This is a genomic window from Streptomyces sp. NPDC046887, from assembly GCF_040644755.1.
GTDB classification, from domain to species: domain Bacteria; phylum Actinomycetota; class Actinomycetes; order Streptomycetales; family Streptomycetaceae; genus Streptomyces; species Streptomyces lichenis.
This window is the reverse complement of record NZ_JBEYXH010000005.1, coordinates 89524-114347: the sequence shown is the minus strand read 5'-3', so window position 1 is coordinate 114347 and position 24824 is coordinate 89524. Positions and strand designations below refer to the sequence as shown.

Sequence of the window (24824 nt, the reverse complement as noted above, 5' to 3'; positions counted from 1 at the left end):
ATCGTACGGAGGAATCTATCGTCCGGTCCCGTCAGCGCAGCAGGTAGGTGCGGATGCCGTCGGCCATGCCCCGGGCCGCTTTCTGACGCCATGCCGGGTCTGTCAGCAATGCGGCGTCCTGCGGATCGCGCATATTGCCGCACTCCACGAAGACCTTGGGGACCGTGGAGAGGTTGAGCCCGCCGAGGTCCGCGCGCACATCCAGGCCGGTGCCGCCGCCCACGTAGTTGGAGGGCGCGGTTCCGGTGGCGGCGCGGAAGCCGGCCGCGACCCGCTCGCCGAGCGTCCGCGAGGGGGCGACGATCGCCGAGGTGTCCGCGCTGCCCTGGGCGACCTTCGCCGGGAGGATCACGTGGTAGCCGCGGTTGCCCCGGCCCGAGCCGTCCGCGTGGACGGAGATCGCGGCGTCGGCGCGGGCCGCGTTGCCGATCCTGGCCCGCTCGTCCACACAGGGGCCGAAGGGCCGGTCGGCGTCATGGGTGAGGACCACCTTCGCCCCCTGGGCGGTGAGCAGGTCGCGCAGCCGGTGGGCCACGTCCAGGGTGAACGCGGCCTCGGTGTAACCGGCTTCGGTGGCGGTGCCGGTGGTGTCGCACTCCTTGCGGTGCGTCCCGGCGTCCACCTGGCGGTTGATCTCCGCGGTGTGCCGGAAGTTCCCCGGGTTGTGTCCCGGGTCCACCAGCACGGTCCGCCCGGCGAGCGGCTTCCCTGCGGGTGATTCGCCGGTGGTCGGCTCTCCGGCAGTCGGCTCTCCGGTCGGGGAGGCGGTGGGACCGCGGCCGTCGGCGGGGGCGTCCGGGTCCGGGCCGCGCGCCACCCCCCACACCAGTGCGCCGACGGCGGCCGACACCGTCAGCAGGGCGGCGAGGACGATGAGCGGTCGGCGGCGGGCGGACGCGGGGCGGAGGCTGTCGTCGTCGTGCACCCGCGCATGCTACGGGCCGAGGTCCGGGCGGGCCGGCAGGCGGGGGAGGAGCCACCAGGCCGGCGGCCGGTCAGGCACCGGGGCCGGTCCGGCGGAGCACCCGGAGGGAGTCGGTCGCCGACACCTCGGTGAACGCCCCGGAGGCCAGCGCCCGCTGGTGGATCCGGTACGGGGCCTGGCCGCCGTCCGCCGGGTCGGGGAAGACGTCGTGGATGACCAGCAGCCCGCCCTCGGCGACCTTGGGCGCCCAGCCCTCGTAGTCCCCGGTGGCGTGCTCGTCGGTGTGGCCGCCGTCCACGAAGACCAGCCCCACCTCGCCCGCCCACACCCGGGCCACCTGCGGGGAGCGCCCGACCACCGCGATGACGTGCTCCTCAAGACCGGCCGCGTGCAGGGTGCGGCGGAAGGTCGGCAGGGTGTCCATCAGCCCCACCTCCGGGTCCACCACCTCGGGGTCGTGGTACTCCCACCCCGGCTGCTGCTCCTCGCTGCCCCGGTGGTGGTCCACGGTCACCGCGACCGTCCCGGCCGCCCGGGCCGCGTCGGCGAGCAGGATGGTGGAGCGCCCGCAGTAGCTGCCGACCTCCAGCAGCGGCAGCCCGAGCGCCGCCGCCTCGGCCGCCGCCGCGTACAGCGCCAGCCCCTCACGTACCGGCATGAAGCCCTTGGCGGCCTCGAAGGCGGCCAGCGTCTGCGGCCCGGGTACGGCGGCCATGGGGTTCCTCCAGCACATGGTCAGGGGTCTGCGGTGCGGGGCCCATGCTGCCGTACCCGCCGGTAGTCGCGGTGACCGGGCCGCCCGGCACCGGCCGGGGCCCGCCTAGGAGCCCGCCTAGGACCAAGGTCCCGGGCCGGTGCGACGACAGGCGGGTGTAGGGAGCACCGGCCGGCTGCGACCATGGAACGCATGCCCGAGCCCCGTCCCCACACCGCCGTGTCCCCCGTCCCCGAGCCCTCCGCCACCCCGGCCGACCGCCCGCAGCGGACCTGGGCGGTGCTCGCCGCCGCCTGCGCCGGGCAGTTCCTGGTCGTCCTCGATGTCTCCGTGGTCAATGTGGCGCTGCCGTCGATGCGTTCCGACCTCGGGCTCTCCGCGCTGGGGCTCCAGTGGGTGCTCAACGCGTACACCATCGCCTTCGCCGGGTTCATGCTGCTGGGCGGGCGGGCCGCGGACCTGTTCGGGCGCAAGCGGATGTTCCTGGTGGGCCTGGGGCTGTTCACCGCCGCCTCGGTGGCCGGCGGACTGGCCGCCGAGGGCTGGCAGCTGCTCGCCGCCCGGGCGGTCCAGGGCCTCGGCGCCGCGGTGCTCGCGCCCGCCACGCTCACCATCGTCACCTCGTCGGTGCCGCCCGGACCGGCCAGGACCCGGGCGATAGGCACCTGGTCCGCGGTCGGCGCCGGTGGTGGCGCGGCCGGCGGGCTGGTCGGCGGGGTGCTCACCGATCTGCTCTCCTGGCGCTGGGTGCTGCTGATCAACGTGCCGATCGGCGCGGTGGTCATCGTGGCCGCGGTGCTGTGGATACGCGAGGGGCGCGGCACGGAGGGCCGCCGCCGGCTGGACCTGCCGGGCGCCGTGCTGGCCACCGCCGGGCTCGCCGCCGTCGCCTACGGGATCGTGCAGACCGAGCAGGCCGGCTGGGGCGACGCCGCCACCCTGCTCCCGCTGCTCGGCGGGCTGGCGCTGCTCGCCCTCTTCGTCGCGGTGGAGGCCCGCACCCGGGAGCCGCTGATGCCGCTGAAGGTGTTCCGCTCCCGCCCGGTCTCGGCGGCCAACGCGGCCATGCTGGTCAACGGTTCCGCCTCGTTCGCCATGTGGTTCTTCCTGACGGTGTACGCGCAGGGGGTGCTCGGCTACACCCCGCTGGAGGCCGGAGTGGCGCTGGTGCCCAGCTCGCTGAGCGTGGTCCTCGGCTCCAAGCTGGCGCCCCGGCTGATGGCGGTGGTCGGGGCCCGGGACCTCGCGGTGCTGGGCGCCCTGGTGGCCGCCGCCGGGTTCGGCTGGCAGTCCCTGATGGAGGCCGACGGCTCGTATGTGACCACGATCCTCGGCCCCGGCATCCTGATGATGCTGGGCGTCGGCCTGTCGATCACCCCGCTCGCCTCGCTGGCCACCTCGGGCGCCGCGCCCGGTGACGCGGGCCTGGTCTCCGGCCTGGTCAACACTTCGCGGACGATGGGCGGCGCGCTGGGCCTCGCGGTGCTCTCCACGGTCGCCGCCGCGCGCACCGGGGCGTCGGCCGCCCCGGAGGCGGTCGCCGCCGGCTATGCGCTGGCCTTCCGCACCGGCGCCGGGGTGCTGCTGGCCGGGGCGCTGCTGACGCTGCTGTGGATGCCGCGCCGGGCAGAACAGCACTGAACCGACGCGGGGGAGGGGAGAGGGCCGGGCCCGGGGATCGCCCGGGCTCCGGCCCTCTCGCTGTCTCCTGTTCGTGCCCCGTGGGTCAGGCGGCCTCCGCCTGAGGGTCCCTGCGGTGGCGGCCGTGCGGGCGGTCCGCGGAGTCCTCCGTGCGCGCGGAGCCGCCTCGGTGCTTTCCGGAGCCGCCGGCGTCCCCCTGCGGTCCCGCCTGGGTCGTGTCGGTCATGGCTTCAGACATGTGGGAACTTCACCCCGTCGTGATCGTCCGATGATGTGCGGCCCGCGAGTCTAGGGCCTCCCGTTGACAGGTGCGCGACCGGTCAGCGGCGCCTGCTGGAGCGGGACCGGTCTGCACACCCCGACAGTCGCCGTGACGGCCGCCCTCGGTTCCGCCCCGGACGGTTCCGGTTGTGCGGATGTGGTGGACGACGGGACGGGGGGCGTGGCGGGGGCGGCCTCCTGCTCCGGGGGCGCCGAACGGGCCAGCCGGGCCAGTCCGCAGGGCACCGCCCCGGTCGCGTACGGCAGCAGCAGCACCCCCTCCCGGGTCCACAGCCCCGCCCCGGCCTGCCACCCGGGCGGCGCGGCCACCTGGTGCAGCCGCCGCTCGGCCGGGCGCCAGACGCCCACCCAGCTGCCCGCCGCCCCGTCGATCCGCAGCGCCACCGCGCACCCCTCGGGGGTGAGCGTCTGCCCCGGCTGCACCGCGAACGGGGTCACCGCCGCGTCCGGCAGCCGCAGGCACTCCGGGAACCGCACCGGCAGCGTGGAGCCCAGCACCCCCCAGCCCAGCCGGGGCGCGCCCGGCGAGGGGGCGTCCGAGCGGACCAGCAGCAGCCCGCTGTCCGCGTCCGCCAGCAGCACCCGGTCGTCGCTGTCCTCGGTGATCTGGAGCAGCGGCGTCACCTCGCCGCCCCGCTCCAGGTCCACCGCCACCGACTTCACCGGCCCGCCCCGCGCGGGCCGCCGGTCCAGGGCCAGCAGCCGCCCCGTACCGTCCAGCCACACCCCGCCCGCGCAGCGCCCGGGCACCTCGGCCACCAGCTCCGGGCCGCCGCCCGCCCCGCCGCACACCCGCCACACCCCGGTGGAGTGCTCGCCCGCGCTCAGCGCGTACGCCCGGAGCCCGTCCGGCGAAGGGGGCAGCAGCCGTACCGCCCCGCCCGCGCCCGGGCCGTCCGCCACCGCGCCGAGCGGCACCTCCCCGGTGCGCGGCCCGCTCGGGTACAGCAGCGAGAACAGCCGCCGCCCCTCGCTCCGGCGCCCGATCAGCACCCGGCCGTCCGCCAGCGCCAGCAGCTGCGCGTCCGGGTCCTCCGGCTGGTCGGCCGGCAGCGGTACGGCGTAGGGCTCGGGACCGTCCAGGGTCCACCGCTCCGGGTAGCGGGACTCGCCCGCCCCGGCCAGCCGCACCGCGTAACCACCGCCCGCGGCCAGCGTGAACCCGGCCCCGGCCCCGGCCTTGGCGCCCGCCATCCCGCCGCTCGCCATCCCCTGGCCCGGTGGACCGGCCGACCCCGCCTCCGTGCGCGGCGTCCCGCCCTCGTCCGGCGTCCCGGCCCCGCCCGGCGTCCGGTCCGGTCCGGGACCCCCCGCGGCGGTCCGTGCGGCCGTGTGTGCGGCGGTGCCAACGGCAGTGCGTACGGCGGTCTGCGTGGCGGTCTCGATGGCACAGGCTGTCATCGGTTCGTCACCTCCGGCGACTGAAGCTAGTTTTCGCACGTCCAGCCGGACAACGGGACCTCGCTCGCTTCACCTGTAAGGGTGGCCCTCGGCCCGTTCACCGGGTGTCGCGGCGGCGGCTGTGCTGGCGGGGTCCTCCCGCACCCCTCCACCGCCCCCGGGATCCCGCTCCCCGCCCCCACCGGCCATGACCGTCCCGTTACGCCGGACAGGTAGCCTTGCCCCGTGCCCCGTCTGTCTGAAGTCATCGCCGAGCTGGACGCCCTCTGGCCCCCCGAGCGGGCCGAGCAGTGGGACGCCGTCGGCACCGTCTGCGGCGACCCGGACGCCCCGGTGCGCCGGGTGCTGTTCGCCGTCGACCCGGTCCGGGAGACCGTCGAGGAGGCGATCGCGTTCGGCGCCGACCTGCTGGTCACCCACCACCCGCTCTACCTCCGCGGCACCACCACGGTCGCCGCCGGGCACTTCAAGGGCCGGGTGGTGCACACCCTGATCAAGCACGACATCGCCCTGCACGTCGCCCACACCAACGCCGACACCGCCGAGCCCGGCGTCTCCGACGCCCTGGCGGCCGCCCTCGGGCTGCGCACCACCGGGCCGCTGGTCCCCGAGAACGGCCTCGGCCGGATCTGCGAGCTGGACGAGCCCGAGACGCTGCGCGCCTTCGCCGAGCGGGCCGCCCGCGCCCTGCCCGCCACCGCCCAGGGCATCCGCACCGCCGGAGACCCGGACGCCCCGGTGCGCCGGGTCGCGGTCAGCGGCGGCTCCGGCGACAGCCTCTTCGACGCGGTACGGGCCGCCGGTGTGGACGCCTTCCTCACCGCCGACCTGCGCCACCACCCGGTCTCCGAGGCCGTCCAGCACTCCCCGCTCGGACTGGTCGACGCCGCCCACTGGGCCACCGAGCAGCCCTGGTGCGCGCTGGCCGCGAGCCAGCTCGCCGGGATCTCCGACCGCCGCGGCTGGGACCTGGCGGTCCACGCCTCCACGACGGTCACCGACCCCTGGTCACACCACTCCGACTCCCTTCGCCCTTCTTCCGATCATTCTTCTGCTGATCACTCTTCCTCTGATCACTCTTTCTCTGGAGCCCCCAACTGAACGCCGCGCCCGCCGACCAGATCCGCCTTCTCGACGTCCAGGCCCTCGACCTGCGCCTCGCGCAGCTCGCCCACAAGCGCGACGGGCTGCCGGAGCACGCCGAGATCGCCTCGCTGACCAAGGAACTCGCCCAGCTGCGCGACCTGCTGGTGGCCGCGCAGACCGAGGAGGGCGACTGCGCCCGCGAGCAGACCAAGGCCGAGCAGGACGTCGACCAGGTCCGCCAGCGCGCCGTCCGCGACCAGCAGCGCCTGGACTCCGGCGCCGTCACCTCCCCCAAGGACCTGGAGAACCTCCAGCGCGAGCTGGTCTCCCTCGCCAAGCGCCAGGGCGACCTGGAGGACGTGGTGCTGGAGGTCATGGAGCGCCGCGAGTCCGCCCAGGAGCGGGTCGCCGAGCTGACCGAGCGCACCGGCGCCGTGCAGGCCAAGCACGACGACGCCACCTCCCGCCGGGACGCCGCCCAGGGCGGTCTGGACGACGAGGCCGCCTCCGTCACCAAGGAGCGCGAGGTGATCGCCGGGTCGGTGCCCGCCGACCTGATGAAGCTCTACGAGAAGATCCGCGGCCAGCAGGGCGGGGTCGGCGCGGCCAAGCTGTTCCAGCGCCGCTGCGAGGGCTGCCGGCTGGAGCTGAACATCACCGAGCTGAACGAGGTCCGCGCCGCGGCCCCCGGGACGGTCGTCCGCTGCGAGAACTGCCGCCGCATCCTGGTGCGCACCTCGGAGTCCGGCCTCTGATGGCTGCCCCGCCCAGTGAACTGGTGGTGGAGGCGGACGGCGGCTCCCGGGGCAACCCGGGCCCGGCCGGATACGGGGCGGTCGTCCTGGACCCGGTCTCGGGCGAGCCGCTGGCCGAGGCCGCCGAGTACATCGGCACCGCCACCAACAACGTCGCCGAGTACCGGGGCCTGATCGCCGGGCTGAAGGCGGCCCGCGAGCTGGCGCCGGAGGCGTCGGTGCGGGTGCGGATGGACTCCAAGCTGGTCGTGGAGCAGATGTCCGGCCGCTGGAAGATCAAGCACCCGGACATGAAGCCGCTGGCCGCCGAGGCGGCCCGGATCTTCCCCGCCGCGCAGGTCCGCTACGAGTGGATCCCGCGCGAGCGGAACAAGCACGCCGACCGGCTCGCCAACGAGGCGATGGACGCCGGGAAGCTCGGCCGCCCGTGGCAGCCCGGCGACTCCTCCGTGATCCGCGCCGCGTCCACCACCGACGCGTCCGCCGCCCGGGTGGTCGGCGACCAGGGGGCGGGCGCCGCCAAGGCCCGCGCCGCCCTGGCCGGCCCCGGGCCCCGTGAGGCCACCGAGGCGACCACCCGGGCCGCCGTCCCGGCCGTCGGCTGGGCCACCGCCGATCTGGGCGCCCCGGCCACCCTGGTGCTGCTGCGGCACGGGGAGACCGCGCTCACCCCGCAGAAGCGGTTCTCCGGCAGCGGCGGCAGCGATCCCGAGCTGTCCGAGGCCGGGCGGCGCCAGGCCGAGGCGGCCGCCGCGATGCTGGCCGCCCGGGGCACCGTCCAGGAGATCGTCACCTCGCCGCTGCTGCGCTGCCGGCAGACCGCCGCCGCCATCGCCGAACGGCTCGGACTGGACGTCCAGGTCGAACAGGGGCTGCGGGAGGCGGACTTCGGCGCCTGGGAGGGGCTGAGCTTCGCCGAGGTGAAGGAGCGCTACCCGGACGACCTGGACGCCTGGCTGTCCTCCCCGAAGGCGGCGCCCACCGGCGGCGAGTCCTTCGCGGCGGTCACCCGCCGGGTCGCCGCCGCCCGGGACCGGCTGGTCGAGCGGCACGCGGGTCGTACGGTGCTGGCGGTCACCCATGTCACCCCGATCAAGACCCTGGTCCGGCTGGCGCTGGGCGCCCCGCCGGAGTCGCTGTTCCGGATGGAGCTGTCGGCGGCCTCGCTCTCCGCGGTCGCCTACTACCGCGACGGCAACGCCTCGGTGCGGCTGCTCAACGACACCTCGCACCTGCGCTGAGCCACCCCTCAGGGCCCCCGCGCCGGCACGGCGCGGGGGCCCTTCGAGGTTCCGAGGGATCAGCAGGCGCGGAAGACGTATCCGTCGCCGCCGCGCGCCGCCACGTCCATGTCCCGCCTGACGACCGAGAGCCGGCCGCCCCACTCGTCGCAGGCCCCGGCGTAGCCGTCCTCCTCGTACTCGATCACGAAGACGCGGTTGCTGTACGCCGAGGCGAAGGCGCCGCACTCGCCGTACTGGCCGCACTCCTCCGCCACCGCGAAGTCGAAGCCGATCCTCGCGCGCTCGGGCAGCAGCTCGGTGGTGTTCTTCTGGCCGATGGCCAGGCCCGCGGCGTGCGCCCGCCGGGCGAGCAGGGTGGCGAAGGCCGCGTTGTGCTCCTTGGTCAGCCGGCCGCCGGAACGCTCGTAGGAGTCCAGGTTGTCCGGCTCGACGGCCTGGAAGCCGCTCTTGGCACAGCCGTCGATCCAGCCGCCGACCACCGTGGCGAGCCGGGCGCGCTTGGCGGCGGTCGAGGTGTCGAGCAGCGCCTCGCCCCAGTCCTCGTCGTTCACCGGGTTGCCGCCCCGGTCCTTGAGCACCAGGTCGGGGTGGTTCTTCCGCCACCAGCCGAGCGCGTCCGGCTGGGCCTGGAAGGCGTTGACGTAGCAGACGTTGTAGAGGCCCGGGGCCGGCTTCGCCGAGCGGTCCCGGGAGACCGCCTTGACGCCCTTGGGCGGGGTGTACGCCCCGCCGATCTGGTAGTCGAAGCCGGTGTTGGCGGTGGGCAGGACGACCTTCGCCGCCGGTGCGGCCTTCTTGGCGGTCGTCTTGGCCGGCTGGCTGGCGCCGGCCGGGAAGAGCAGCAGCCCGGCGGCCAGCGCGCCGACCGCTCCGGCGGCGGCTGCGACCTGGGTGGAGCGGCGGCGGTGGAAGGGGGTGGCGGAGTGCTTCGGCACACGATCTCCAGTGCGGGGGGAGGTACGCCCGTACGAGGGGGGTACGGGTGTACGCATCCTGCGCCGCCGATCGTGAGGGTTCCATGAGGCGGGGTGGGCCGCCAGCCGGCAAGGAGGCGGCCGATCGTGCTGATCTCGGCCGTTTATGGCCCAACGTGATTGCCTGTCAATGGAGTTCATCCTTCCGTGGCTCTCTGTCAAGGTTTGCTGAGTTGACTCCCCGCGTCACCGCGGAAGCGGTGTGCCACCAGGGGAGGAATGGCATGACAGAGAAGTGGAGACGGAGCACTGTGCTGCGCGCCGTGCTGGCCGCCGGACTACTCGCAGGGATCCTGGGAGCGGCGCCGGCCGCGGCGGACGCCGAGCCGGGCGTGCCGACCGCTGTCTCGGACGGACCGGTGACCGCGGGGATCAGCAGCGCCGAGGCCAAGACGCTGTCCGACCGCCTCGGCACAACGCGCACGGCAGGCGTCTGGTTCAACCGCGAGCAGCACCGCCTCGTGATCGGCGTCACCGACCAGGCGGCGGCGCAGGAGGTACGCGCGGCGGGCGGGCTGGCGGAGGTGGTCACGTACGACCTGGCCTACCTCGATTCCATCAAGGCGAAGCTGGACACCGGCATCAAGGCGTCCGGGGTGGGTTGGGGCGTCGATACGCCTGCCAACCAGGTGAGCGTCCGGGCCGACGAGACGGTGGACTCCGCTGAGTACACGCAGCTTCAGGAACTCATCGCCCCGTACGGCGAGGCTGCCCGCCTTGAGCGGGTCGCCGGAACGATGACGGCGCACGCCTCGGTCAACGGAGGGGACTACATTCAGGCCCGTTCGGCGGGCCACAGCTGTTCGCTCGGCTTCAACGTGCGGAAGAAGGGCGACCCGGACGACAAGTACTTCCTGACGGCGGGACACTGCACCAAGCCCACCAACGCCGATGGCCGTCGCGACTGGCTCAACTCGTCCAACGTGTACATCGGCTACACCACCGGCGCCTACTACCCGGGCAACGACTTCGGTGTGGTGCGCCACTACAACGCGGACGTCACCAAGTACGGAAACGTGCATGCCGGCGGCGGGGTACAGGACATCACCCATTCGCGCGACGCCCACCCGTACGAGGACGTCTGCAGCACCGGTTACCGCAGCGGCTATGCCTGCGGCATGGTCCGCCAGACCAACCAGTCCGTGCGCTATACCGACGGCTCGACCCTTCACGGGATGAGCATCGCCCAGATCTGCCGCAACGACGGCGACAGCGGCGGTCCGGTCTTCTGGGGAGAGGCCGCCGTGGGAATCCACTCGGGGTCGGGCGGCCAGTGCATGGCCTACTTCCAGCCGGTCAACGAGGCACTCGCCTGGTATGGGATGGAGGTCTACTGACCAGCGGACCAGGTGGCTTGGGGGCCCGCGACCCCCAAGCCTCACCCGGTGTTCACCTGGTGCCTTCCCGGACCGTCCGTAGTGCCTTGCCCATGCGCCCTAGCCTTCCCCGGTGCCCATGCCCACCACCTCCGTCATCGTGCCGTGCTACAACGTCGCCACCTACCTGCCCGACACCGTGGCCAGCCTTGCCAACAACGCTGATGCCGACGCCGAATACCTCTTCGTGGACGACTGCTCCACGGACGCCACCGCAGAGGTGCTCGCCGCGCTCACCCGGAGCCTGCGCCGCAGTACAGTCATCCGCCACGAGGTGAACCGAGGGCTCGCCTCGGCGCGCAACACCGGAATCGATCACGCCCAGGGCCGCTACCTCACCTTCCTGGACGGAGACGACTGGCTCGGCCCCGGCCATCTCGCCCGGCTCACCGACACGATCGAACGACTCGGTGTGGACTTCGTCCGCACCGACCACGTGCAGGTGAACCTCGTACAGCGGACGGTAGAGCGCGCACCGGAAGGGCGGCGAGGCATCCCGCTGGATCCCCGGTCGTCGATCCTGCCGGTGGATCAGTCGACCATGGTCGACTACCCCTATGCCTGGGCCGGCATCTACGACAGGTCACTGCTGGACCGCGGCATGCTGAGGTTCACCGACGGGCTGCGCACCGCCGAGGACCGACCGTGGATCTGGCAGCTCCACCGCAACGCCGGCTCCTACGCCGTCGCCTCCCTGGCCGGAGTGTTCTACCGGCGGGGCGTCGCCACCTCGCTGACGCAGATCGGCGACGTCCGGCAGCTCGACTTCGTCAGAGCGTTCGCCCAGGTGCTGGCTGAGGTGGCGGAGGATCCGCAGGCCGACATCCTGATGCCCAAGGCGGTCCGCGGCTACTGCGTGGTCATCGCGCACCATCTGCGCAATCTGCACCGCTTCGAGCGGCCCGTCGCCCGCGAACTGCGATCTCTGACCAGCCGTGCGCTGCGAGCAATCCCCGAGACTCAGATGCGGCGCGCGCTCACCGGTATCGACGACGAGCGGCGCGCCGTACTCAGAAAGGCCGTCGCATGACCACCCAGATCTTCTGCGCCGCCACCCAGTACGCGGCGGCCACCGTCGCGGGCGCCCTGCGTGCCGGCATGTTCGGCCCTCGCGCCGATCATCGCCGCATCCTGCTGGTCAGCGACACATCCGCCATCCCCGAGCTGGGCGTCCCACTGGACCGGATGTCGGGCTTCGAGGCGCTCCGTCCCGACTTCGACGAGGTCCGCTCCTGGAACGAGACGATCTGGCCCCACCATCCGGCCGGCTGGTCGCCGAGGCCGCAGGACATCCCGCTGTGGGAGAAGGCGCTCCGGCTCGCCTGGGACCTGGACGACCAGCGGGTGGAGATCATCTGTGAGTCGATCCAGGCCAATCCGTCGCGGGTGATCGCCGCCATCTTCGCGGACAGTCCCCTCCACGTGTACGCGGACGGTCTGATGAGTTACGGCCCCACCCGCAACCGCATTCCGCTGCCGATGAGCAGCCGCATCCTCCGTCTGGTCCACCTCGACCTGATTCCCGGGCTCAAGCCGCTGCTCCTGTCCGAGTACGGCATCGAGTCCGTGCCCGTCCCCTCCGAGCATTTCCGTTCCGTGCTCGGCGAAGTCGGCGCGGCAGCCGCCATCGGTCGCGAGCGTCCGACCGCCCTGCTCCTCGGCCAGTACCTGTCGGCACTCGACCTGATAAGTCGAGCCGAGGAGGATGCTCTGCACATGAGCATGCTTCGCGGAGCGGTGGCACTCGGTCACCGTGAAGTGACCTTCAAGCCACACCCCAGCGCGACCGGGGACTCCACTCTGCCCTTGGAGGACCTGGCCGCCGAGCTGGACATCACCCTGAACGTTCTGCGGGACCCGGTCCTCGCGGAGACGCTGTACGAGCGAGCGCGGCCGGAGCTGGTGGTGGGATGCTTCTCCACCGCGATGATCACGGCGGCGGCCTTCTACGGCATCCCGGCCGCACGTGTGGGCACGGACATGCTCCTGCAACGGATCACACCCTACGAGAACAGCAACCGCATCCCGCTGACCCTCGTCGACGCCCTCGTCCCCGAACTGTCGGACACCCTTCGAGCCGGGCACCCTGTCGACCTGGCGACGGACGTGGACGCGCTCGTGCGGACAGTCGGTTACTGCATGCAGCCCACAGCCCATCCGGAGCTGCGCGGGACGGCTCACGCCTACCTCGCCGACGTCACGGATGACGAACGGCCACGCTACTTCAAGCGGCGCCGGCTGACGAGCCTCGGCTTGCCCGGTGCCACCCCGCCCCTCCGCGCAGCGGCGCTACGGCGCCACCCCGTCGTACGGAAGGTCGCACGGCGGCTTCGCTGAAAGCCCGCCGGCGCGGATCACCCCTTGTCATCTTGGATGGTGGGAGGCACGAGCATGAACCCGATCGCTGTGGCACGCCGCTTGCTGGGTCCCGTCGCTCTGGCCGGGCTGCTGGCCGTCGGCTGCGCGGGGTGCGGCGAGACCCGTGCCTGCACGTCGATGGGCGGCCGGTCAGGAGTGTCCGCGGACTGGAACGCGGATGCCTTCGCCGACGCGGCGGGGGTGGAGCCGAAGCGGCTGAGCGCCCGGCTGTGCGTAGGCGAGGTCTGCGCGAGCCGGCCGGCCCGGACGACGGCGGCGTCCGACGCCCCGCCGTCCGATGTCGACGTCAGGCTGGCCGATGACATCGGCGAGAAGCGGGTGCAGGTGCGTCTCACCGTCAGGGTGGGAAGCGGCGGCGACATCCTCTTCGACGAGCGGACCAACGCCACTCTGCGCCCCTTCCGGCCCAACGGCGAGGGCTGCTCACCGACGCTCTACCGGGCATCCGTCACCGCTGACCCCGAGCAGGGCCTCTCGGCAGCCCCGTGATCAGGCCGCGGTGCGGGGCGCGCGTGCCGGGACGCCGGCCGGTCCGTCAGCCGCCCCGCGCGTGCCGGGGCTCGGCGGCACCGGGCCCGAGGCGGAGTACGAAGACGGAGCCGCCGCCGGGGCGGGCGCGGACGGTGACGGTGCCGCCGTGGGCGGTGGCGATCTCCTGGACCAGCGAGAGCCCGATACCGGTGCCGCCGCCGTCCGAGCGGTACCGCTCCAGCAGCTCGGGCAGGTCCCCCGCGGCGAGGCCCGGGCCGCGGTCGGCGACCGTCACCGTGGCGCCGTGCACGGACACCGCCACCTCGGGGCCCCCGCCCGGGGTGGCGCCGTGGCGCAGCGCGTTGTCCAGCAGGTTGCGCACCGCGATCCGTACCAGCGCCGGATCGGCGGCCACCACCGAGTCGGCCAGCCGGATACTCACCGGCTGGGCGGCGGGCGGCAGTTCGGCGCAGATCTGCTCCACCAGCTGGTCCAGCCGGAGCGGTTCCGGGCGGAACGACTCCGCGGCGGCCTGGAGCCGGCCCCGGGTGAGCACGTTGTCGACCACGTCGGCCAGCCGGTCGGTGGCCCGCCGCATCCGGGGCAGATGCTGCTGGAGGCGGCGCGGATCGGCGTCCGCGGTCTCCACCGAGCTGCGCATGATCGCCACCGGGGTGCGCAGCTCGTGCGCCGCGTCGGCGAGCAGCCGCTCCTGCGCCTCCAGCGCCTGCCAGGCGGGGCGCAGACTGCGGCCGGACAGCAGATGGCCGGTCACCGCGGCGACACAGGTGAGCAGGGCTGAGCCGGTGAGCACCGCGGCGGTGAGCCGGCGGTGCTGGGCCATCCCCTGGTCCGGGTCGCCGACCACCACCACGGCGCCGACGGTCCGATGGGTCTCGTCGTGGTAGTACGGCTGGGCCAGCAGATAGGCGGCTGTGCCGTCGCGGGCGGGCGCCTCCCCCCGTACCGTCGCGTCCTCGGTCATCGCCGTCCGCGCCAGCCGGGTCAGCTCCGCCGAGGCGACAGGCACGGCGGGGCCGCGTGAGGTGAAGATCCGTTCCAGTGTGCCCCCGGCGGCGGTGTGCAGCACCACCACCCGGGGGCGGCCCCGGGTGGCGGCGTCGTCCTGGAGGCCGTCCAGTCGCAGCCGGCCGTCCTCGTCGTAGTAGATGAGCGAGGCGCTGACGGCGGCCCTGCGGTCCATCTCGTCGTACTCGGCCTCCCGCCAGGAGCGGGCGTCGGTGACGATCACCATCCAGCAGAGCACGCTGACCCCGGCCAGGGTGACCAGGGTGTAGGCGAGCGTCAGCCGGAACTGGAGGCGGCGCAGCCGGCGCCGGGCCGAGTTCCGGGCCGGACGGGCCGTTCTCATATCGGGGCCTGGCCGGTGTCGAGGAGGGTGCCGAGCAGGAAGCCGTGGCCGCGCACGGTGTGGATCAGCGGCGGGCCGCCCAGTTTGCGGCGCAGCCCGGCCATCACCGCGTCCACCACGTTCGACGCGGGGTCGGCCATCTCGTCCCAGCAGTGCTCGATCAGGGCGCTGCGGGTGACCACCGTCTCCTGGTGGACCAGCAGCCGGTGCAATACCGCGTACTCCTTCGGCGTCAGCGTCAGCAGCACGCCGCCGCGCCGCACCTCGCGCCGGGCGCCGTCCAGTTCGAGGTCGGCGCAGCGCAGCTGGACCGGGAGCCGTCCCGGGGCGCGCCGGGCGAGGCTGCCGACCCGGGCCACCAGCTCCACCATGGCGAAGGGTTTCGGCAGATAGTCGTCCGCGCCGAGCCGGAAGCCCTCCACCCGGTCGGGCAGCGAGTGCAGCGCGGTCAGGCAGAGCACCGGGACGGTCCAGCCGGTGCGGCGGCGCCCCGCCAGCGCGTACAGCCCGTCCCCGGACGGCAGCAGCCGGTCCAGCACCACGCAGTCGTAGTCGGTGACATCCAGCAGCAGATCGGCGTCCGGCCAGTCGGCGACGGCGTCCACCGCGTATCCGGCGTCCCGGAGCCCGGCTTCGACGGTGTCCCGGAGGTCGGGCTCGTCCTCGACGAGGAGTACGCGCATCTGGTCATCGCCCTTGCGGTGTCAGCGCCGGCCGCGGACGGCGGCCGACCGGGTGGAGCGGGGCCCCGGGCCCGTGGCGCCGCCCGGAACCGGGACGTCATCCTAAACAGGCCGTGGCCGATACCTCCGCCCGGCGGGTGCGCCCGGGCGGGACGGCGGCCGGAACGCGCATCCGGAGTGAGCGGATGAGCCGGTTCAGCGAGCCCGGCCCTCGGCGGCGACCGAACGCGCATCCGGAGTGAGCAGGTGGCCGGCTCAGCGGGCCCGGCCCTCGGCGGCGGTCTTCAGATCGAGCAGCCAGGCCTCCAGTCCCTCCCGCAGGACCCTGGTCGCGGTCGGCACGTCCCCCTCGACCACCGCGCCGGTGTGGGTCTCCTCGGTGCTCACCCGGACCCCGCCCCTGACCTTGGTGAAGGTCCACACATGCACCCCGTCGATACGCAGCCCCGGGGCCGCCTCGGCGACCGCGGGCCCGGTCCACCGGACGCAGGACTTCTGCTTCAGCTGCCGCACGGTGGAGGTGATGTCCAGGTCCAGCGCGGGGGTGGTGGGCGTGGGCGGCACCGGGATCGTCCAGCGGAACGCCGAACCGGCGCGGAGCGGGCCGTGGTCGAGGCGTTCGGCGGAGGCGACGGGCTTCTGCCAGGAGGGCCAGCGCTCCACATCGGTCTGGAGCCGCCAGATGGTGCTCAGCGGCGCGTGGATCACGGTCTCGGTGCGGTGGCGCACCCGGGCGTCCGGGTCGACGCCCTTGCCCCGGCAGGTGAGCGAGGCTCCGGGGTGGTGGCTCGGGGAACCGGCGGTGACGGGTGCGGTGGCGGCCCCGGCCGGGAGGACGGCGGTGCCGAGGAGGCCGGCGGCCACCAGCGGGACGGTGAGCAGGGCGGCGGTGCGGGCGGTACGGGTACGGGACATGGGTTTTCTCCGTCTCGGTGGGGTTCCGTCGAGCAAGGATTTGCGAGGGGCTCCCGCTTTCGTTATAAGGTATAGCGTCACGTGAATCGCAAGGTCAAGAGCTTTCGTGATAGCCTCTAACTAAATCTTCAGTCAGTAGTGAGTGTGTGAGAGGGGTGGCCATCCATGGCGAAGCCGGACACCGAGGCGAAGCCGGACCCGGGCACCGGAGCCAAGACCCCCCGGGAGCGCTACCGGGCCCAGGTCCGCGGGGAGATCAAGGACCGCGCCTGGGAGCAGATCGCCACCGCGGGGGCGTCCGCCCTCTCCCTGAACGCGATCGCCAAGCAGCTGGGCATGAGCGGGCCCGCGCTCTACCGCTACTTCGCCGGCCGCGACGAGCTGATCACCGAGCTCGTCCGGGACGCCTACCGCAGCCTCGCCGACGCCCTCGGCGCGGCCGCCGCCGACGGTGCCGACCTGGCCCGGCTGGCGCACGCCCTGCGCGACTGGGCCCTCGCCGACCCGCACCGCTACTTCCTGGTCTACGGCACCCCCGTCCCCGGCTACCACGCCCCGGCGGACACCACCGCCATCGCCGACGAGGTCATGTCCCTGCTCCTTGACGCCTGTACGTCGCTGGTCCCGGCCGGCGCCTCCACCCCCCTCGGCGCCCACCTCCAGGAGCACCGGACCTGGGCCGACGGCCACCCCGCCCCGCCCGCCGCCCTCCAGCTGGCCATGAACCTCTGGACCCGGCTGCACGGCGCCCTGTCCCTGGAGCTGGCCGGCCACTTCACCGGCATGGGCTTCGATCCCGCCCGCTACTTCGCCGCCGAGCTGGACGGCCTGCTGGCGTCCGGACGCTGACCCGCCGTCGTAGGCTGCGGCGGTGCGTACGGTCGAGCTCCTGCTGAACGAGGCGGCGGACCTGGCGGTCCGGGAGGCGTGGCGGCGGCTCGCGGACGCGGGGCTGCCCAGTCAGGCGCGCCACCGCAGCCCCACCAACAGCCCCCATCTCACCCTGGCCGCCTGCCCGGAGCTGACCACCCCGATCCGCTGGGAGCTGGCCGAGGTGGCGGCCGCCCTGCCCCTGCCGGTGCGGTTCACCGGTCTGGTCCGCTTCGAACGGCCCACCTCGGTGCTGGCCTGGGCGCTGGACCCCGACCCCGAACTGACCGCGCTGCACCGCCGGGTGTGGGAGGCGGTGGCCTCGGACAGTCCGCCCGACGCCCTCAACCCCTTCCATGAGCCGGGCCGCTGGCGCCCGCACATCACCCTGGGCCGCACCCGCCGGGCGGGCGCCTTCGCCGGGCGGCGGGTGCCCGAGCTGCTGCCCGCGCCGCCGCTCTCCGCCCGGCTCACCACCCTGCGCAGCTACGACACCGAGACCGGCGCCCTGGAGATCCTGGCCTCCCACCCCTGACGGCGACCGATCCTCGCCGCCCCCCCATCAGCACCGCTCAGCGCACGCTGAAGCCCCCCGTCGTCCCGGTGATCGGAGTGATCCGCCCGGTCAGGCTCTTCGCATCGCCGTGGTAGCGGAGGCGGTAGCGGCCGGGCGGGGTGCCGGCCGGGATCTCCCAGGTCACGGTGGTCCGAGAGGCGGCCAGCCCGTCCCGCCGCCAGTGGAACCGGGTCGCCCAGTCCCCGTCGTCGGCGACCGTCCGCCAGCCGCCGCCCTCCTCGCGCTGCACCTCCAGGAAGGTCCCGCCCCGGTGCAGGTCGTTGCCCGGGTGGGCGCCGGCGAACACCGCCTCCACCACCTCCCCGGCCCGATAGGTCTCGCGCGGCGGGCTCAGCACATCGCCGAAGCGGTGGAACAACTGCGGCGCGTCCACCACCACCCCCGGCTGCAACGAGATCTGCCGGCCACTCAGATCGGGCGGTACGGGACCCAGCGGCAGCCGCCGCCCCTCCCGCATCGCGGTCGCCAGCGCCGCCACCGTCTGCTGGAGCGCGGACAGCTGCCAGCGGCCGAAGAGCGTGCTGCCGCCCTCGTACTGCTGGGCGTCATACTCCTCCGGTGTGGTCACATAGTGGACGTAGGCATTGGCGTACCCGGCGACCAGTACGTCGTCCAGCTCCGAGCCGGTGATCGCGGCGACCGTGCGACGCAGCCGCAGCCCGGCCGCGATGGTGACCTCACCCGGGACGCCGACCAGATACAGCCGCCCGATCCGCACCAGCTGCACCGGCACCTGCTCCTGCACCCACGGGTAGACCCCGTTCAGCAGCCCGATCGGCACGAAGACCGCCTTCGGCGCCTGGGCCTGCCGCAGCTCCGGCGAGGCGTTGTACACCAGGGCCTCCGACACCAGGTCGAAGAACGGGTTCTCGCCCTCCTGGAAGCCGGGGAAGGCCGGCCCGTCCTCCATGCTCCCGGCCGCCATCGACGCGCCGATACAGGGCGTGGAGGTGGTGTGGCTGCGGCCGTCCCCGGTGAACTCCGCCCCCACCACCGTCTTCGACAGGTCCAGATACACCAGCCGCGCGTCCACCCCGCCCTCCAGCCGGGTGCCCGCCCGCCCCAACTGCCCCGCCGCCGCCTCGTACTGGCGCAGCCCGCTCTCCCGCGTCCGGGCGAAGTCGGCGGGGGTGGTGGGCGGCTTGAGATCCAGGTTGGGGGACATGTCCCCGGCGTTGGTCTGGGCGAAGGCGGAGACGAACGCGGGCGGGCGGCCGTCCAGATAGTCGACCCCCTCCACCTCCCGCTCCCAGTGGTAGGCCGCATAGCCCTTGTTGTCCGCGCTGATCAGCCGGTTGTCCCCGGACATGCTGGTGCAGTGCACGGCGAACCAGTTGACCGCGCCCACCGCCCGCCCGCCGCGCTCGATCCGCAGCACCGTGGAGAGCGGATCGACGGCGTCCGGGAAGTGGGCCCGCACATCGGCCGGATTGCGATCGAACGCCGTACGCGACCGATTGACACTGACCCCCTTCAACTGCTCACTGCTCAGGATCAGTTCGGAGGGCGCCAGATCCTCATGGGCGCGCTGGGCCGCCTCCACCAGACCGGCGGCCACCGCCTCGAAGGTCGCGGCGTGAAAGCCGCTGGTGGTGGTGTTGTACAGCACATGGTGCGAGTAACCGCCCGGCCCCGCATGCGTATGAGTGGCCGTGATCAGCACGTTCTGCTCGGTGTAGAGCCCGCCGTACAGCTCCGCCAGCCGCCGCAGCACCGCCTGGTGCACACTGCTGAAGATCATGGGCGAGTCGGCGACGATCAGCAGCACCCGCTCACCGCCCGCCCGGTCCACCACCGCGAACGCCCGCGCCCGCAGGCGGGTGTGCAGCCCGGCGGCCTGCTGGTCGAACCGCCCGTAGCCCATCATCCCGACCTCGGCGACCTCTCCGGTCGCGTCCGCGATCCCGCGCCCGACCAGATACCCCCCGCCCTCCCGAGCGGCGGCCTCCGCCGTCCCGCTCACCGCCCCGGCGGCCCCCAGCCCGAGGGCCGCGCCGGTCTGAAGGACGGTACGCCTGCTCGGTGCCGGCGGCGGTGGGGTCATGGACGTCTCCTGGCGGGTGGGGGAGCGGGGAGGGCCAGCCATACGTCGTTCGCCCGTACGGGCCTCTCGGCCGCGTTCGTCCTTCGGCCGTCCGGGTGGCCGTATTCGTACTCGCTGGTACGCCGGCCCGCAAGACCCCCTACCGCCCCAACTCCCCGCCCCCGCAGGTTGCTCAGGGCCGCAACGCCGCCGCCTCCCGGGCCAGCGACTCCACCCGCACCCAGTCCTTGGCGGCGAGCGCGTCCGGCGGCAGCATCCACGTACCGCCCACACAGCCCACGTTCGCCAGCCCCAGATACCCCGGCGCGGAGTCCAGGCCGATGCCCCCGGTCGGGCAGAAGCGGGCCTGCGGCAGCGGACCGCCGATCGACCTCAGATACGGCACCCCGCCTGCCGCCTCAGCCGGGAAGAACTTCATCTCACCGACCCCGCGCTCCAGCAGCGCCAGCACCTCCGAGACCGTGGAGACGCCCGGCAGGAACGGCAGCCCCGAGGCCCGCATCGCCTCAAGCAGCCCGTCCGTCCACCCCGGTGACACCAGGAACCGCGCCCCGGCGGCCACCGCCGCCACCACATGCTCCGGGGTGATCACCGTCCCGGCGCCCACGACCGCCTCCGGCACCTCCGCCGCGATCGCCCGCACCGCGTCCAGCGCACGGGCCGTCCGCAGGGTCACCTCGATCGCCGGCAGCCCGCCCGCCACCAGGGCCCGCGCCAGCGGCACGGCGTCCGCGGCGTCCTCGATCACGACCACGGGGATCACCGGCGAAAGATCCAGCACGGACGGAGCGGCGGACTGAGTAGCAGAATCCATACCCCCATCCTGCCCACCCCTTCACACCCTCCGCAACGCCCGTTGCGCACCGCGCAACACCGGCCTAATGCACCTCATCCACCAGCACATCCAGCGACCAGGCCCGCCCGCTCTTCCCCGGGGCCTCCGCCTCCACCGCGTACCCCATCCCCCGCAGCACCTCCACCAGCTCCGCCGGAGTCCCCGGCTCCACCCCCGCCACCAGCAGACTCCGCACGATCCGCCCCTTGGTCGCCTTGTTGAAGTGGCTGACCACCTTGCGGGTCGGCGCGTGCAGCACCCGTACCGTCGCCGTCCGCTCGGCCACCTCGCCCTTGGGCTTCCAGGCCGCCGCGTACGCCGCCGAACGCAGGTCCAGCACCAGCCCTTCCCCCGCCACCTCGGGCAGCACCTCGGCCATCGGCGCCCGCCAGTGGGCGCCCAGCGCCCCCAGCCCCGGCAGCCTCACCCCCATCGAGCAGCGGTACGAGGGGATCCGGTCCGCCACCCCCACGGCGCCCCACAGCCCGGAGAACACCAGCAGCGCCGCCCGAGCCCGCTCCCGGGCCGCAGCGTCCAGCGTGCTCAGCCCTAGCGCGTCGTACAGCACCCCGGTGTACACCTCACCGGCCGGCCGCGCCCCCGCCGTCCGCAGCCCCGCGTTCTTCGCCACCTCGCCCCGCAGCCCCTCGCTCAGCCCCAGCACCTCCCGGGCCTTCTCCTCGTCCGCCGAGCACAGCTCCACCAGCTCCTCCAGCACGGCCGCCCGCGCCCCGGCCAGCCCCGGCAGCGACAGCGCCCCCGGATCCAGCGGCGCGCCGTCGCCGGACGGGGCCTTCCCCTCGGAGGGTGGCAAGAGCACGAGCACGGCGGTTCTCCTTCACGCGATACGGGACGGGGGTGCGGCCCCGCGCCAGCGTACGCACCCCCGCCTCCCGCCCCCGACCTCGCCCGTCCTCCCGCCCGGGTACCATGACCAGCACGGCAGACGAGCCGGGCGGGCGGCCGCGTGGGGATCTCATCGATCCCCCCGAGGAACGTCCGGGCTCCACAGGGCAGGGTGGTGGCTAACGGCCACCCGGGGTGACCCGCGGGACAGTGCCACAGAAAACAAACCGCCGGGACCGTATCCGTACGGCCCCGGTAAGGGTGAAACGGTGGTGTAAGAGACCACCAGTGCCCAGGGTGACCTGGGCAGCTAGGTAAACCCCACCCGGAGCAAGGTCAAGAGGAGCGCCGTGACAGGCGCTCTGCGCGGACGATCGAGGGCTGCCCGCCCGAGTCCGCGGGTAGACCGCACGAGGCCGGCGGCAACGCCGGCCCTAGATGGATGGCCGTCACCCCGACGACCGCGAGGTCCCGGGGTACAGAACCCGGCGTACAGCCCAGCTCGTCTGCCACTCAGAGCCTCCGACCGGCGAAACCGCAGGTCAGGGGCTCTTTTTCCTGGAGGATCGAGGGAAGCCTCGCCGCTGCGAAGGTAGCCACGCCGGGCGGCTGGGTCGTCAGGACGCCGGAGGCTTGCGATGTCTGCCGGTCCCCGGGCCGAGTTTCGGTGCCGCTTCGGGGGCGGAGGCCGCCTCGGTGTGGGGAAACAGGATGCGCCGTGCTTCCGCGAGGTTCGCCGCGAAGCCGTGCGGCTCCCACAGATGGCCGTTCCACCGCTGGATCGCCCGGGGCGCGTCGGGGTTCAGATGCGATGCCCTCGGGCCGTCGCCGGTGACGAGGGGTACCGCGCGAAGCTGGCCGATCCTCGCGTCCCGGCGCTCGGCCCACTGGGAAAGCGGTTCGTCGTCCATGTCCGGAGCGTAGTGGTTCAGGTGAAAGCGGTGTGGTAACTCTCCCGGCGTACAGAACCCGACTCGGCTGCCGCCCCTCCGCCTCCCGCACGATCATCGATCGGCGGTGCCGGGTGGGACGACCCATTCGGTGGGCTGGCCGGTGAGCGAGGCGATCATGTCGAAGCCGCCGTCGTAGTGGAGGACCGTCAACCGGTTCAGCTCCGCGGTGGCGGCGATGAGGACATCGGGCAGCGAGAGCGCCCGGTGGAAGCCCGCGTTGAGCGCGAGGCGCTGGACTTCCAGAGCGCGGGTGAATGTGTCGTCGTCCGCGCGCAGGTAGTCGAAGGCGTGGAGCCATGTACTGATGCGCATCGCCTCCGCGCTGTCCCGCGCGGAGTGGACCATCTCGTACTCGGTCGGTTGGCACACCGCGAGCAGGTAGCGCTCATGGAGTGGTTTGAGGACTGCCTTCACGCCCGGCTTCGTCCAGCGCGCCAGGGCGGATTTGTCGATCAGATAGCGGTCCTGCATCAGGCGGCGCGGTTCCCTTCGCGGCCGTTGCCGCGCTTGAGGGAGCCGTCGGCGTTGCGCGGCCCGGTGGTCTCGACGATCTCGCTGAAGTCGACTTCACCGGCGTCCATGGCGTCGAAGAACTCCTGCCGCAGATGACGCTTGACGGCGTCCTCCATCGCGAGGCGCACGGCCTTCGCCTTCGTCTTGGTGCCGAAGATGCGCATGGCTTCGGCAACCATGTCCTCATCGAGGTCGATGACGGTCCTCGCCATGTGGACAGCTCCCCTCGCAAAGCTCCTGGGGCGGTAAACGATACCGTGGTTTCTTGATCGTAGATATCGTTTGCGGGGTGCTTCGGCGCTGGTCCGGGTGCTCGGCGAGCCCCGGCCGTTGCTGGGGCGCCGCTCGCCCCGTACAGGGAGCGGGTCGACCCGTCGGTCTAGGGTGGGGCGTCGCTCCGGTGGGGGGTCCGGCTCCGGGGGGCGCGGATGTGGGAGCCGCACGCGCGCCGGCTGGCGGTTGCCGGGTCTGATGGTGTGCCCGCGTTCCGGGTCACCGCCTGCGATCTGCCGGGGCATGGTGCGCTGGCCGGGCAGCGGTTCACCCTGGAGGAGGCGGTGGAGCGGGTGGGGGCCGCGCTGGCCGAGGCGGAGCGGGCCGCCGGCCCCGTCAGGCGGCGCTCTCGTAGGGATCGCGGATCGTGTGGCGTGCGGCAGCTGTGGCCAGGACATTCTGCGGGTAGCGGGAGCCCGCCACGTAGTAACGGCCCTTGGTGTTGCCGACAGGGGTCAGCAAGTGCCCGCGCATCAGGTGCTGCATATCGCGCTGGGCCTGCTGTTCACTGATCCCCTCCGCCTTCTCGTAGCGTGAGCGGCGCACCCGGCCGGTCATGGCGACCTCGTGCAGAGCGGTGATCTGGCGCTCGGTGACGCCGAGGGTCTGGCGTTGCTCGTCAAGCTGGATCCAGCATCGGTTGGAACGGTTCACACGGTGCTGCACGCTCTGGCTCTGCTCGTGATAGGCGCGCAGATTGAACCGCATCCACGGAGAGGTGTCCCGCTGCGGGCTGTAGACCGGGCCGCCGACCTCGCGCAGCACCTTGTAGTAGTCCCAGGTGTGACCGGGCATGCCCAGCCAAGCCTCGATGGAGGAGAACTCGGGGGCGAGGACGCCTTCCCGGGCGATCAGGAGGGTCTGCAAGGAGCGGGACATCCGGCCGTTGCCGTCGGCCCACGGATGGATCTTGACGAGGTTGAAGTGTGCCATCGCAGCGCGGACGAGTGGGTCCGAGTCAAGGTCGCCGGTGTTGAGCCAGTCGATCAACTCGTCCATCAGGGCGGCCACATCGTCTTCGTGAGGGCCCTCGTACTCCGTGGCGTGCGGATCGCCGACGGCCGTGATGAAGACCGGGCCCCGCCGCCCTTGCCCGGCAAGCTTGCGCGGATGGTGGTGGCCCTGCAGCATCCAGTGCAGTGCGTTGAGCAGGCCCTTGCTGTAGGCGAAGTCGGGGGCGTCGTGAAGTGACTGGATGTAGCTCATGGCCTGCTGATAGGCGACGGTCTCCGCACGGTTCGCCTCGGAGACGTCCACCTTCTCCTGTGCGTCGTCCATGAGATCGGCCACGTCTCGGGCGTCGACGTCATAGCCCTCGATGGTGTTGGACGCGGCGATGGCTGAGGCGGTCAGATGGCGGCGCAGATCGAGAGTCCACCGGGTGGGGACCTGTTGCACCGCGTGGCGCAGGGCGCGGCGCATATCGGCGACCTCGTCCAGGACGCGGTGGTCGGCGGTGGAGAATCGGGGAGTCGCATACAGCATGACGCAATGATACCCGCAGGGTGTCATTGTATCGATGGGGGCGAGGGCGTGACCAGGACGGCCGCCGGGCGCCGTGGAGGCGCGAAGCAGGTCCGCGGGCCCCGGCCGTTGTTGGGGCGCCGCTCGCCCCGTACAGGGAGCGGGTCGACCCGTCGGTCTAGGGTGGGGCGTCGCTCCGGTGGGGGGTCCGGCTCCGGGGGGCGCGGATG

General features: G+C 73.1%; 24 protein-coding genes and 1 other RNA gene. 11 read left to right on the top strand and 14 right to left on the bottom strand.

The features are described 5' to 3' along the window. Positions 1-31: 31 nt before the first annotated feature. On the bottom strand, positions 32-925 hold the full coding sequence (locus ABZ945_RS07775) for an N-acetylmuramoyl-L-alanine amidase (RefSeq protein WP_361265572.1): 894 nt from the start codon (positions 923-925) through the stop codon (positions 32-34). Between the two features lie 70 nt (positions 926-995). Beyond that, positions 996-1640, bottom strand: a complete 645-nt coding sequence (locus ABZ945_RS07770; RefSeq protein ID WP_361265568.1) for a class I SAM-dependent methyltransferase — start codon at positions 1638-1640, stop codon at positions 996-998. A 192-nt stretch (positions 1641-1832) separates the two neighbouring features. Between ABZ945_RS07770 and ABZ945_RS07765 the strand changes: the two genes are divergently transcribed. After that, complete coding sequence (locus ABZ945_RS07765; protein WP_361265565.1) at positions 1833-3281, top strand: MFS transporter; 1449 nt, start codon at positions 1833-1835, stop codon at positions 3279-3281. A 288-nt stretch (positions 3282-3569) separates the two neighbouring features. On the opposite strand, the gene ABZ945_RS07760 is transcribed toward ABZ945_RS07765, so the two are convergent. Then, positions 3570-4757, bottom strand: a complete 1188-nt coding sequence (locus ABZ945_RS07760; RefSeq protein WP_361265562.1) for a hypothetical protein — start codon at positions 4755-4757, stop codon at positions 3570-3572. Positions 4758-5189: 432 nt separating this feature from the next. On the opposite strand from ABZ945_RS07760, the gene ABZ945_RS07755 reads away from it, so the two are divergent. The 3 genes from ABZ945_RS07755 to ABZ945_RS07745 are packed head-to-tail and all read left to right on the top strand — an operon-like array spanning position 5190 to position 8046. Continuing rightward, positions 5190-6065: a Nif3-like dinuclear metal center hexameric protein gene (locus tag ABZ945_RS07755; protein WP_361265558.1), complete on the top strand. Its 876-nt coding sequence runs from the start codon at positions 5190-5192 to the stop codon at positions 6063-6065. Then, positions 6062-6805: a C4-type zinc ribbon domain-containing protein gene (locus tag ABZ945_RS07750; RefSeq protein WP_361266001.1), complete on the top strand. Its 744-nt coding sequence runs from the start codon at positions 6062-6064 to the stop codon at positions 6803-6805. Before ABZ945_RS07755 ends, ABZ945_RS07750 begins: the two co-directional genes overlap by 4 nt. Beyond that, entirely contained in the window at positions 6805-8046 is a 1242-nt protein-coding gene (locus tag ABZ945_RS07745) for a bifunctional RNase H/acid phosphatase (protein ID WP_361265556.1), read from the top strand. Before ABZ945_RS07750 ends, ABZ945_RS07745 begins: the two co-directional genes overlap by 1 nt. 59 nt (positions 8047-8105) lie before the next feature. Here the strand turns inward: ABZ945_RS07745 and ABZ945_RS07740 are convergent, their stop codons facing one another. Beyond that, on the bottom strand, positions 8106-8984 hold the full coding sequence (locus tag ABZ945_RS07740; RefSeq protein ID WP_361265553.1) for an endo alpha-1,4 polygalactosaminidase: 879 nt from the start codon (positions 8982-8984) through the stop codon (positions 8106-8108). A 263-nt stretch (positions 8985-9247) separates the two neighbouring features. On the opposite strand from ABZ945_RS07740, the gene ABZ945_RS07735 reads away from it, so the two are divergent. The 4 genes from ABZ945_RS07735 to ABZ945_RS07720 all read left to right on the top strand — a co-directional run bounded on the left by ABZ945_RS07735 (position 9248) and on the right by ABZ945_RS07720 (position 13267). Next, a complete protein-coding gene (locus ABZ945_RS07735) occupies positions 9248-10360 on the top strand; it encodes a S1 family peptidase (RefSeq protein WP_361265550.1) in 1113 nt (370 codons plus the stop codon). A 118-nt stretch (positions 10361-10478) separates the two neighbouring features. Continuing rightward, the gene (locus ABZ945_RS07730) at positions 10479-11429 is read left to right on the top strand and encodes a glycosyltransferase family 2 protein (RefSeq protein WP_361265998.1); all 951 of its coding nucleotides are present in this window, start codon (positions 10479-10481) and stop codon (positions 11427-11429) included. Then, complete coding sequence (locus tag ABZ945_RS07725) at positions 11426-12736, top strand: polysialyltransferase family glycosyltransferase (protein WP_361265547.1); 1311 nt, start codon at positions 11426-11428, stop codon at positions 12734-12736. Before ABZ945_RS07730 ends, ABZ945_RS07725 begins: the two co-directional genes overlap by 4 nt. Positions 12737-12790: 54 nt before the next feature. Then, positions 12791-13267, top strand: a complete 477-nt coding sequence (locus tag ABZ945_RS07720) for a hypothetical protein (protein ID WP_361265545.1) — start codon at positions 12791-12793, stop codon at positions 13265-13267. Positions 13268-13313: 46 nt separating this feature from the next. Here ABZ945_RS07720 and ABZ945_RS07715 read toward each other — a convergent pair whose 3' ends face one another. From ABZ945_RS07715 to ABZ945_RS07705, 3 genes are all read right to left on the bottom strand, one after another. Then, a complete protein-coding gene (locus tag ABZ945_RS07715; RefSeq protein WP_361265541.1) occupies positions 13314-14621 on the bottom strand; it encodes a HAMP domain-containing sensor histidine kinase in 1308 nt (435 codons plus the stop codon). Next, the gene (locus ABZ945_RS07710) at positions 14618-15304 is read right to left on the bottom strand and encodes a response regulator transcription factor (protein WP_361265537.1); all 687 of its coding nucleotides are present in this window, start codon (positions 15302-15304) and stop codon (positions 14618-14620) included. The genes ABZ945_RS07715 and ABZ945_RS07710 overlap by 4 nt, the downstream gene beginning before the upstream one ends. 255 nt (positions 15305-15559) lie before the next feature. Then, positions 15560-16219, bottom strand: coding sequence for an SRPBCC family protein (locus ABZ945_RS07705; protein ID WP_361265534.1), 660 nt, complete (start codon positions 16217-16219; stop codon positions 15560-15562). Between the two features lie 165 nt (positions 16220-16384). Between ABZ945_RS07705 and ABZ945_RS07700 the strand changes: the two genes are divergently transcribed. After that, positions 16385-17068, top strand: a complete 684-nt coding sequence (locus ABZ945_RS07700) for a TetR/AcrR family transcriptional regulator (RefSeq protein WP_361265531.1) — start codon at positions 16385-16387, stop codon at positions 17066-17068. A 22-nt stretch (positions 17069-17090) separates the two neighbouring features. Further along, the gene (locus ABZ945_RS07695; RefSeq protein WP_361265528.1) at positions 17091-17624 is read left to right on the top strand and encodes a 2'-5' RNA ligase family protein; all 534 of its coding nucleotides are present in this window, start codon (positions 17091-17093) and stop codon (positions 17622-17624) included. Between the two features lie 37 nt (positions 17625-17661). Here the strand turns inward: ABZ945_RS07695 and ABZ945_RS07690 are convergent, their stop codons facing one another. The 3 genes from ABZ945_RS07690 to yaaA all read right to left on the bottom strand — a co-directional run bounded on the left by ABZ945_RS07690 (position 17662) and on the right by yaaA (position 21371). After that, a complete protein-coding gene (locus ABZ945_RS07690; protein ID WP_361265525.1) occupies positions 17662-19710 on the bottom strand; it encodes a neutral/alkaline ceramidase in 2049 nt (682 codons plus the stop codon). Positions 19711-19882: 172 nt separating this feature from the next. Then, a complete protein-coding gene (gene eda / locus ABZ945_RS07685; protein ID WP_361265522.1) occupies positions 19883-20524 on the bottom strand; it encodes a bifunctional 4-hydroxy-2-oxoglutarate aldolase/2-dehydro-3-deoxy-phosphogluconate aldolase in 642 nt (213 codons plus the stop codon). Between the two features lie 64 nt (positions 20525-20588). Further along, positions 20589-21371 carry a peroxide stress protein YaaA gene (gene yaaA, locus ABZ945_RS07680; RefSeq protein ID WP_361265519.1) on the bottom strand — a complete coding sequence of 261 codons (783 nt, stop codon included), beginning with the start codon at positions 21369-21371 and terminating at the stop codon, positions 20589-20591. Between the two features lie 121 nt (positions 21372-21492). Between yaaA and rnpB the strand changes: the two genes are divergently transcribed. After that, positions 21493-21900, top strand: an RNA gene (rnpB, locus tag ABZ945_RS07675) — RNase P RNA component class A. 108 nt (positions 21901-22008) lie between these two features. On the opposite strand, the gene ABZ945_RS07670 is transcribed toward rnpB, so the two are convergent. From ABZ945_RS07670 to ABZ945_RS07655, 4 genes are all read right to left on the bottom strand, one after another. Next, complete coding sequence (locus tag ABZ945_RS07670) at positions 22009-22302, bottom strand: DUF6087 family protein (protein WP_361265516.1); 294 nt, start codon at positions 22300-22302, stop codon at positions 22009-22011. Between the two features lie 93 nt (positions 22303-22395). After that, positions 22396-22815: a PIN domain nuclease gene (locus ABZ945_RS07665; RefSeq protein WP_361265512.1), complete on the bottom strand. Its 420-nt coding sequence runs from the start codon at positions 22813-22815 to the stop codon at positions 22396-22398. Then, a complete protein-coding gene (locus tag ABZ945_RS07660) occupies positions 22815-23069 on the bottom strand; it encodes a type II toxin-antitoxin system VapB family antitoxin (RefSeq protein ID WP_361265509.1) in 255 nt (84 codons plus the stop codon). Before ABZ945_RS07660 ends, ABZ945_RS07665 begins: the two co-directional genes overlap by 1 nt. 397 nt (positions 23070-23466) lie before the next feature. Beyond that, positions 23467-24615 carry a Fic family protein gene (locus ABZ945_RS07655; RefSeq protein ID WP_361265505.1) on the bottom strand — a complete coding sequence of 383 codons (1149 nt, stop codon included), beginning with the start codon at positions 24613-24615 and terminating at the stop codon, positions 23467-23469. Between the last annotated feature and the right edge of the window lie 209 nt (positions 24616-24824).

What these genes read in the sequence shown, in the direction of transcription:
- ABZ945_RS07770 (WP_361265568.1), bottom strand. Translation starts at nt 1,640, where the DNA reads ATGGCCGCCGTACCCGGGCCGCAGACGCTGGCCGCCTTCGAGGCCGCC.
- ABZ945_RS07690 (WP_361265525.1), bottom strand. Translation starts at nt 19,710, where the DNA reads ATGACCCCACCGCCGCCGGCACCGAGCAGGCGTACCGTCCTTCAGACC.
- ABZ945_RS07760 (WP_361265562.1), bottom strand. Translation starts at nt 4,757, where the DNA reads ATGGCGGGCGCCAAGGCCGGGGCCGGGGCCGGGTTCACGCTGGCCGCG.
- ABZ945_RS07670 (WP_361265516.1), bottom strand. Translation starts at nt 22,302, where the DNA reads ATGGACGACGAACCGCTTTCCCAGTGGGCCGAGCGCCGGGACGCGAGG.
- ABZ945_RS07765 (WP_361265565.1), top strand. Translation starts at nt 1,833, where the DNA reads ATGCCCGAGCCCCGTCCCCACACCGCCGTGTCCCCCGTCCCCGAGCCC.
- ABZ945_RS07725 (WP_361265547.1), top strand. Translation starts at nt 11,426, where the DNA reads ATGACCACCCAGATCTTCTGCGCCGCCACCCAGTACGCGGCGGCCACC.
- ABZ945_RS07660 (WP_361265509.1), bottom strand. Translation starts at nt 23,069, where the DNA reads ATGGCGAGGACCGTCATCGACCTCGATGAGGACATGGTTGCCGAAGCC.
- ABZ945_RS07710 (WP_361265537.1), bottom strand. Translation starts at nt 15,304, where the DNA reads ATGCGCGTACTCCTCGTCGAGGACGAGCCCGACCTCCGGGACACCGTC.
- ABZ945_RS07730 (WP_361265998.1), top strand. Translation starts at nt 10,479, where the DNA reads ATGCCCACCACCTCCGTCATCGTGCCGTGCTACAACGTCGCCACCTAC.
- ABZ945_RS07705 (WP_361265534.1), bottom strand. Translation starts at nt 16,219, where the DNA reads ATGTCCCGTACCCGTACCGCCCGCACCGCCGCCCTGCTCACCGTCCCG.
- ABZ945_RS07735 (WP_361265550.1), top strand. Translation starts at nt 9,248, where the DNA reads ATGACAGAGAAGTGGAGACGGAGCACTGTGCTGCGCGCCGTGCTGGCC.
- ABZ945_RS07720 (WP_361265545.1), top strand. Translation starts at nt 12,791, where the DNA reads ATGAACCCGATCGCTGTGGCACGCCGCTTGCTGGGTCCCGTCGCTCTG.
- ABZ945_RS07655 (WP_361265505.1), bottom strand. Translation starts at nt 24,615, where the DNA reads ATGCTGTATGCGACTCCCCGATTCTCCACCGCCGACCACCGCGTCCTG.
- ABZ945_RS07700 (WP_361265531.1), top strand. Translation starts at nt 16,385, where the DNA reads ATGGCGAAGCCGGACACCGAGGCGAAGCCGGACCCGGGCACCGGAGCC.
- ABZ945_RS07715 (WP_361265541.1), bottom strand. Translation starts at nt 14,621, where the DNA reads ATGAGAACGGCCCGTCCGGCCCGGAACTCGGCCCGGCGCCGGCTGCGC.
- ABZ945_RS07665 (WP_361265512.1), bottom strand. Translation starts at nt 22,815, where the DNA reads ATGCAGGACCGCTATCTGATCGACAAATCCGCCCTGGCGCGCTGGACG.
- ABZ945_RS07745 (WP_361265556.1), top strand. Translation starts at nt 6,805, where the DNA reads ATGGCTGCCCCGCCCAGTGAACTGGTGGTGGAGGCGGACGGCGGCTCC.
- eda (WP_361265522.1), bottom strand. Translation starts at nt 20,524, where the DNA reads ATGGATTCTGCTACTCAGTCCGCCGCTCCGTCCGTGCTGGATCTTTCG.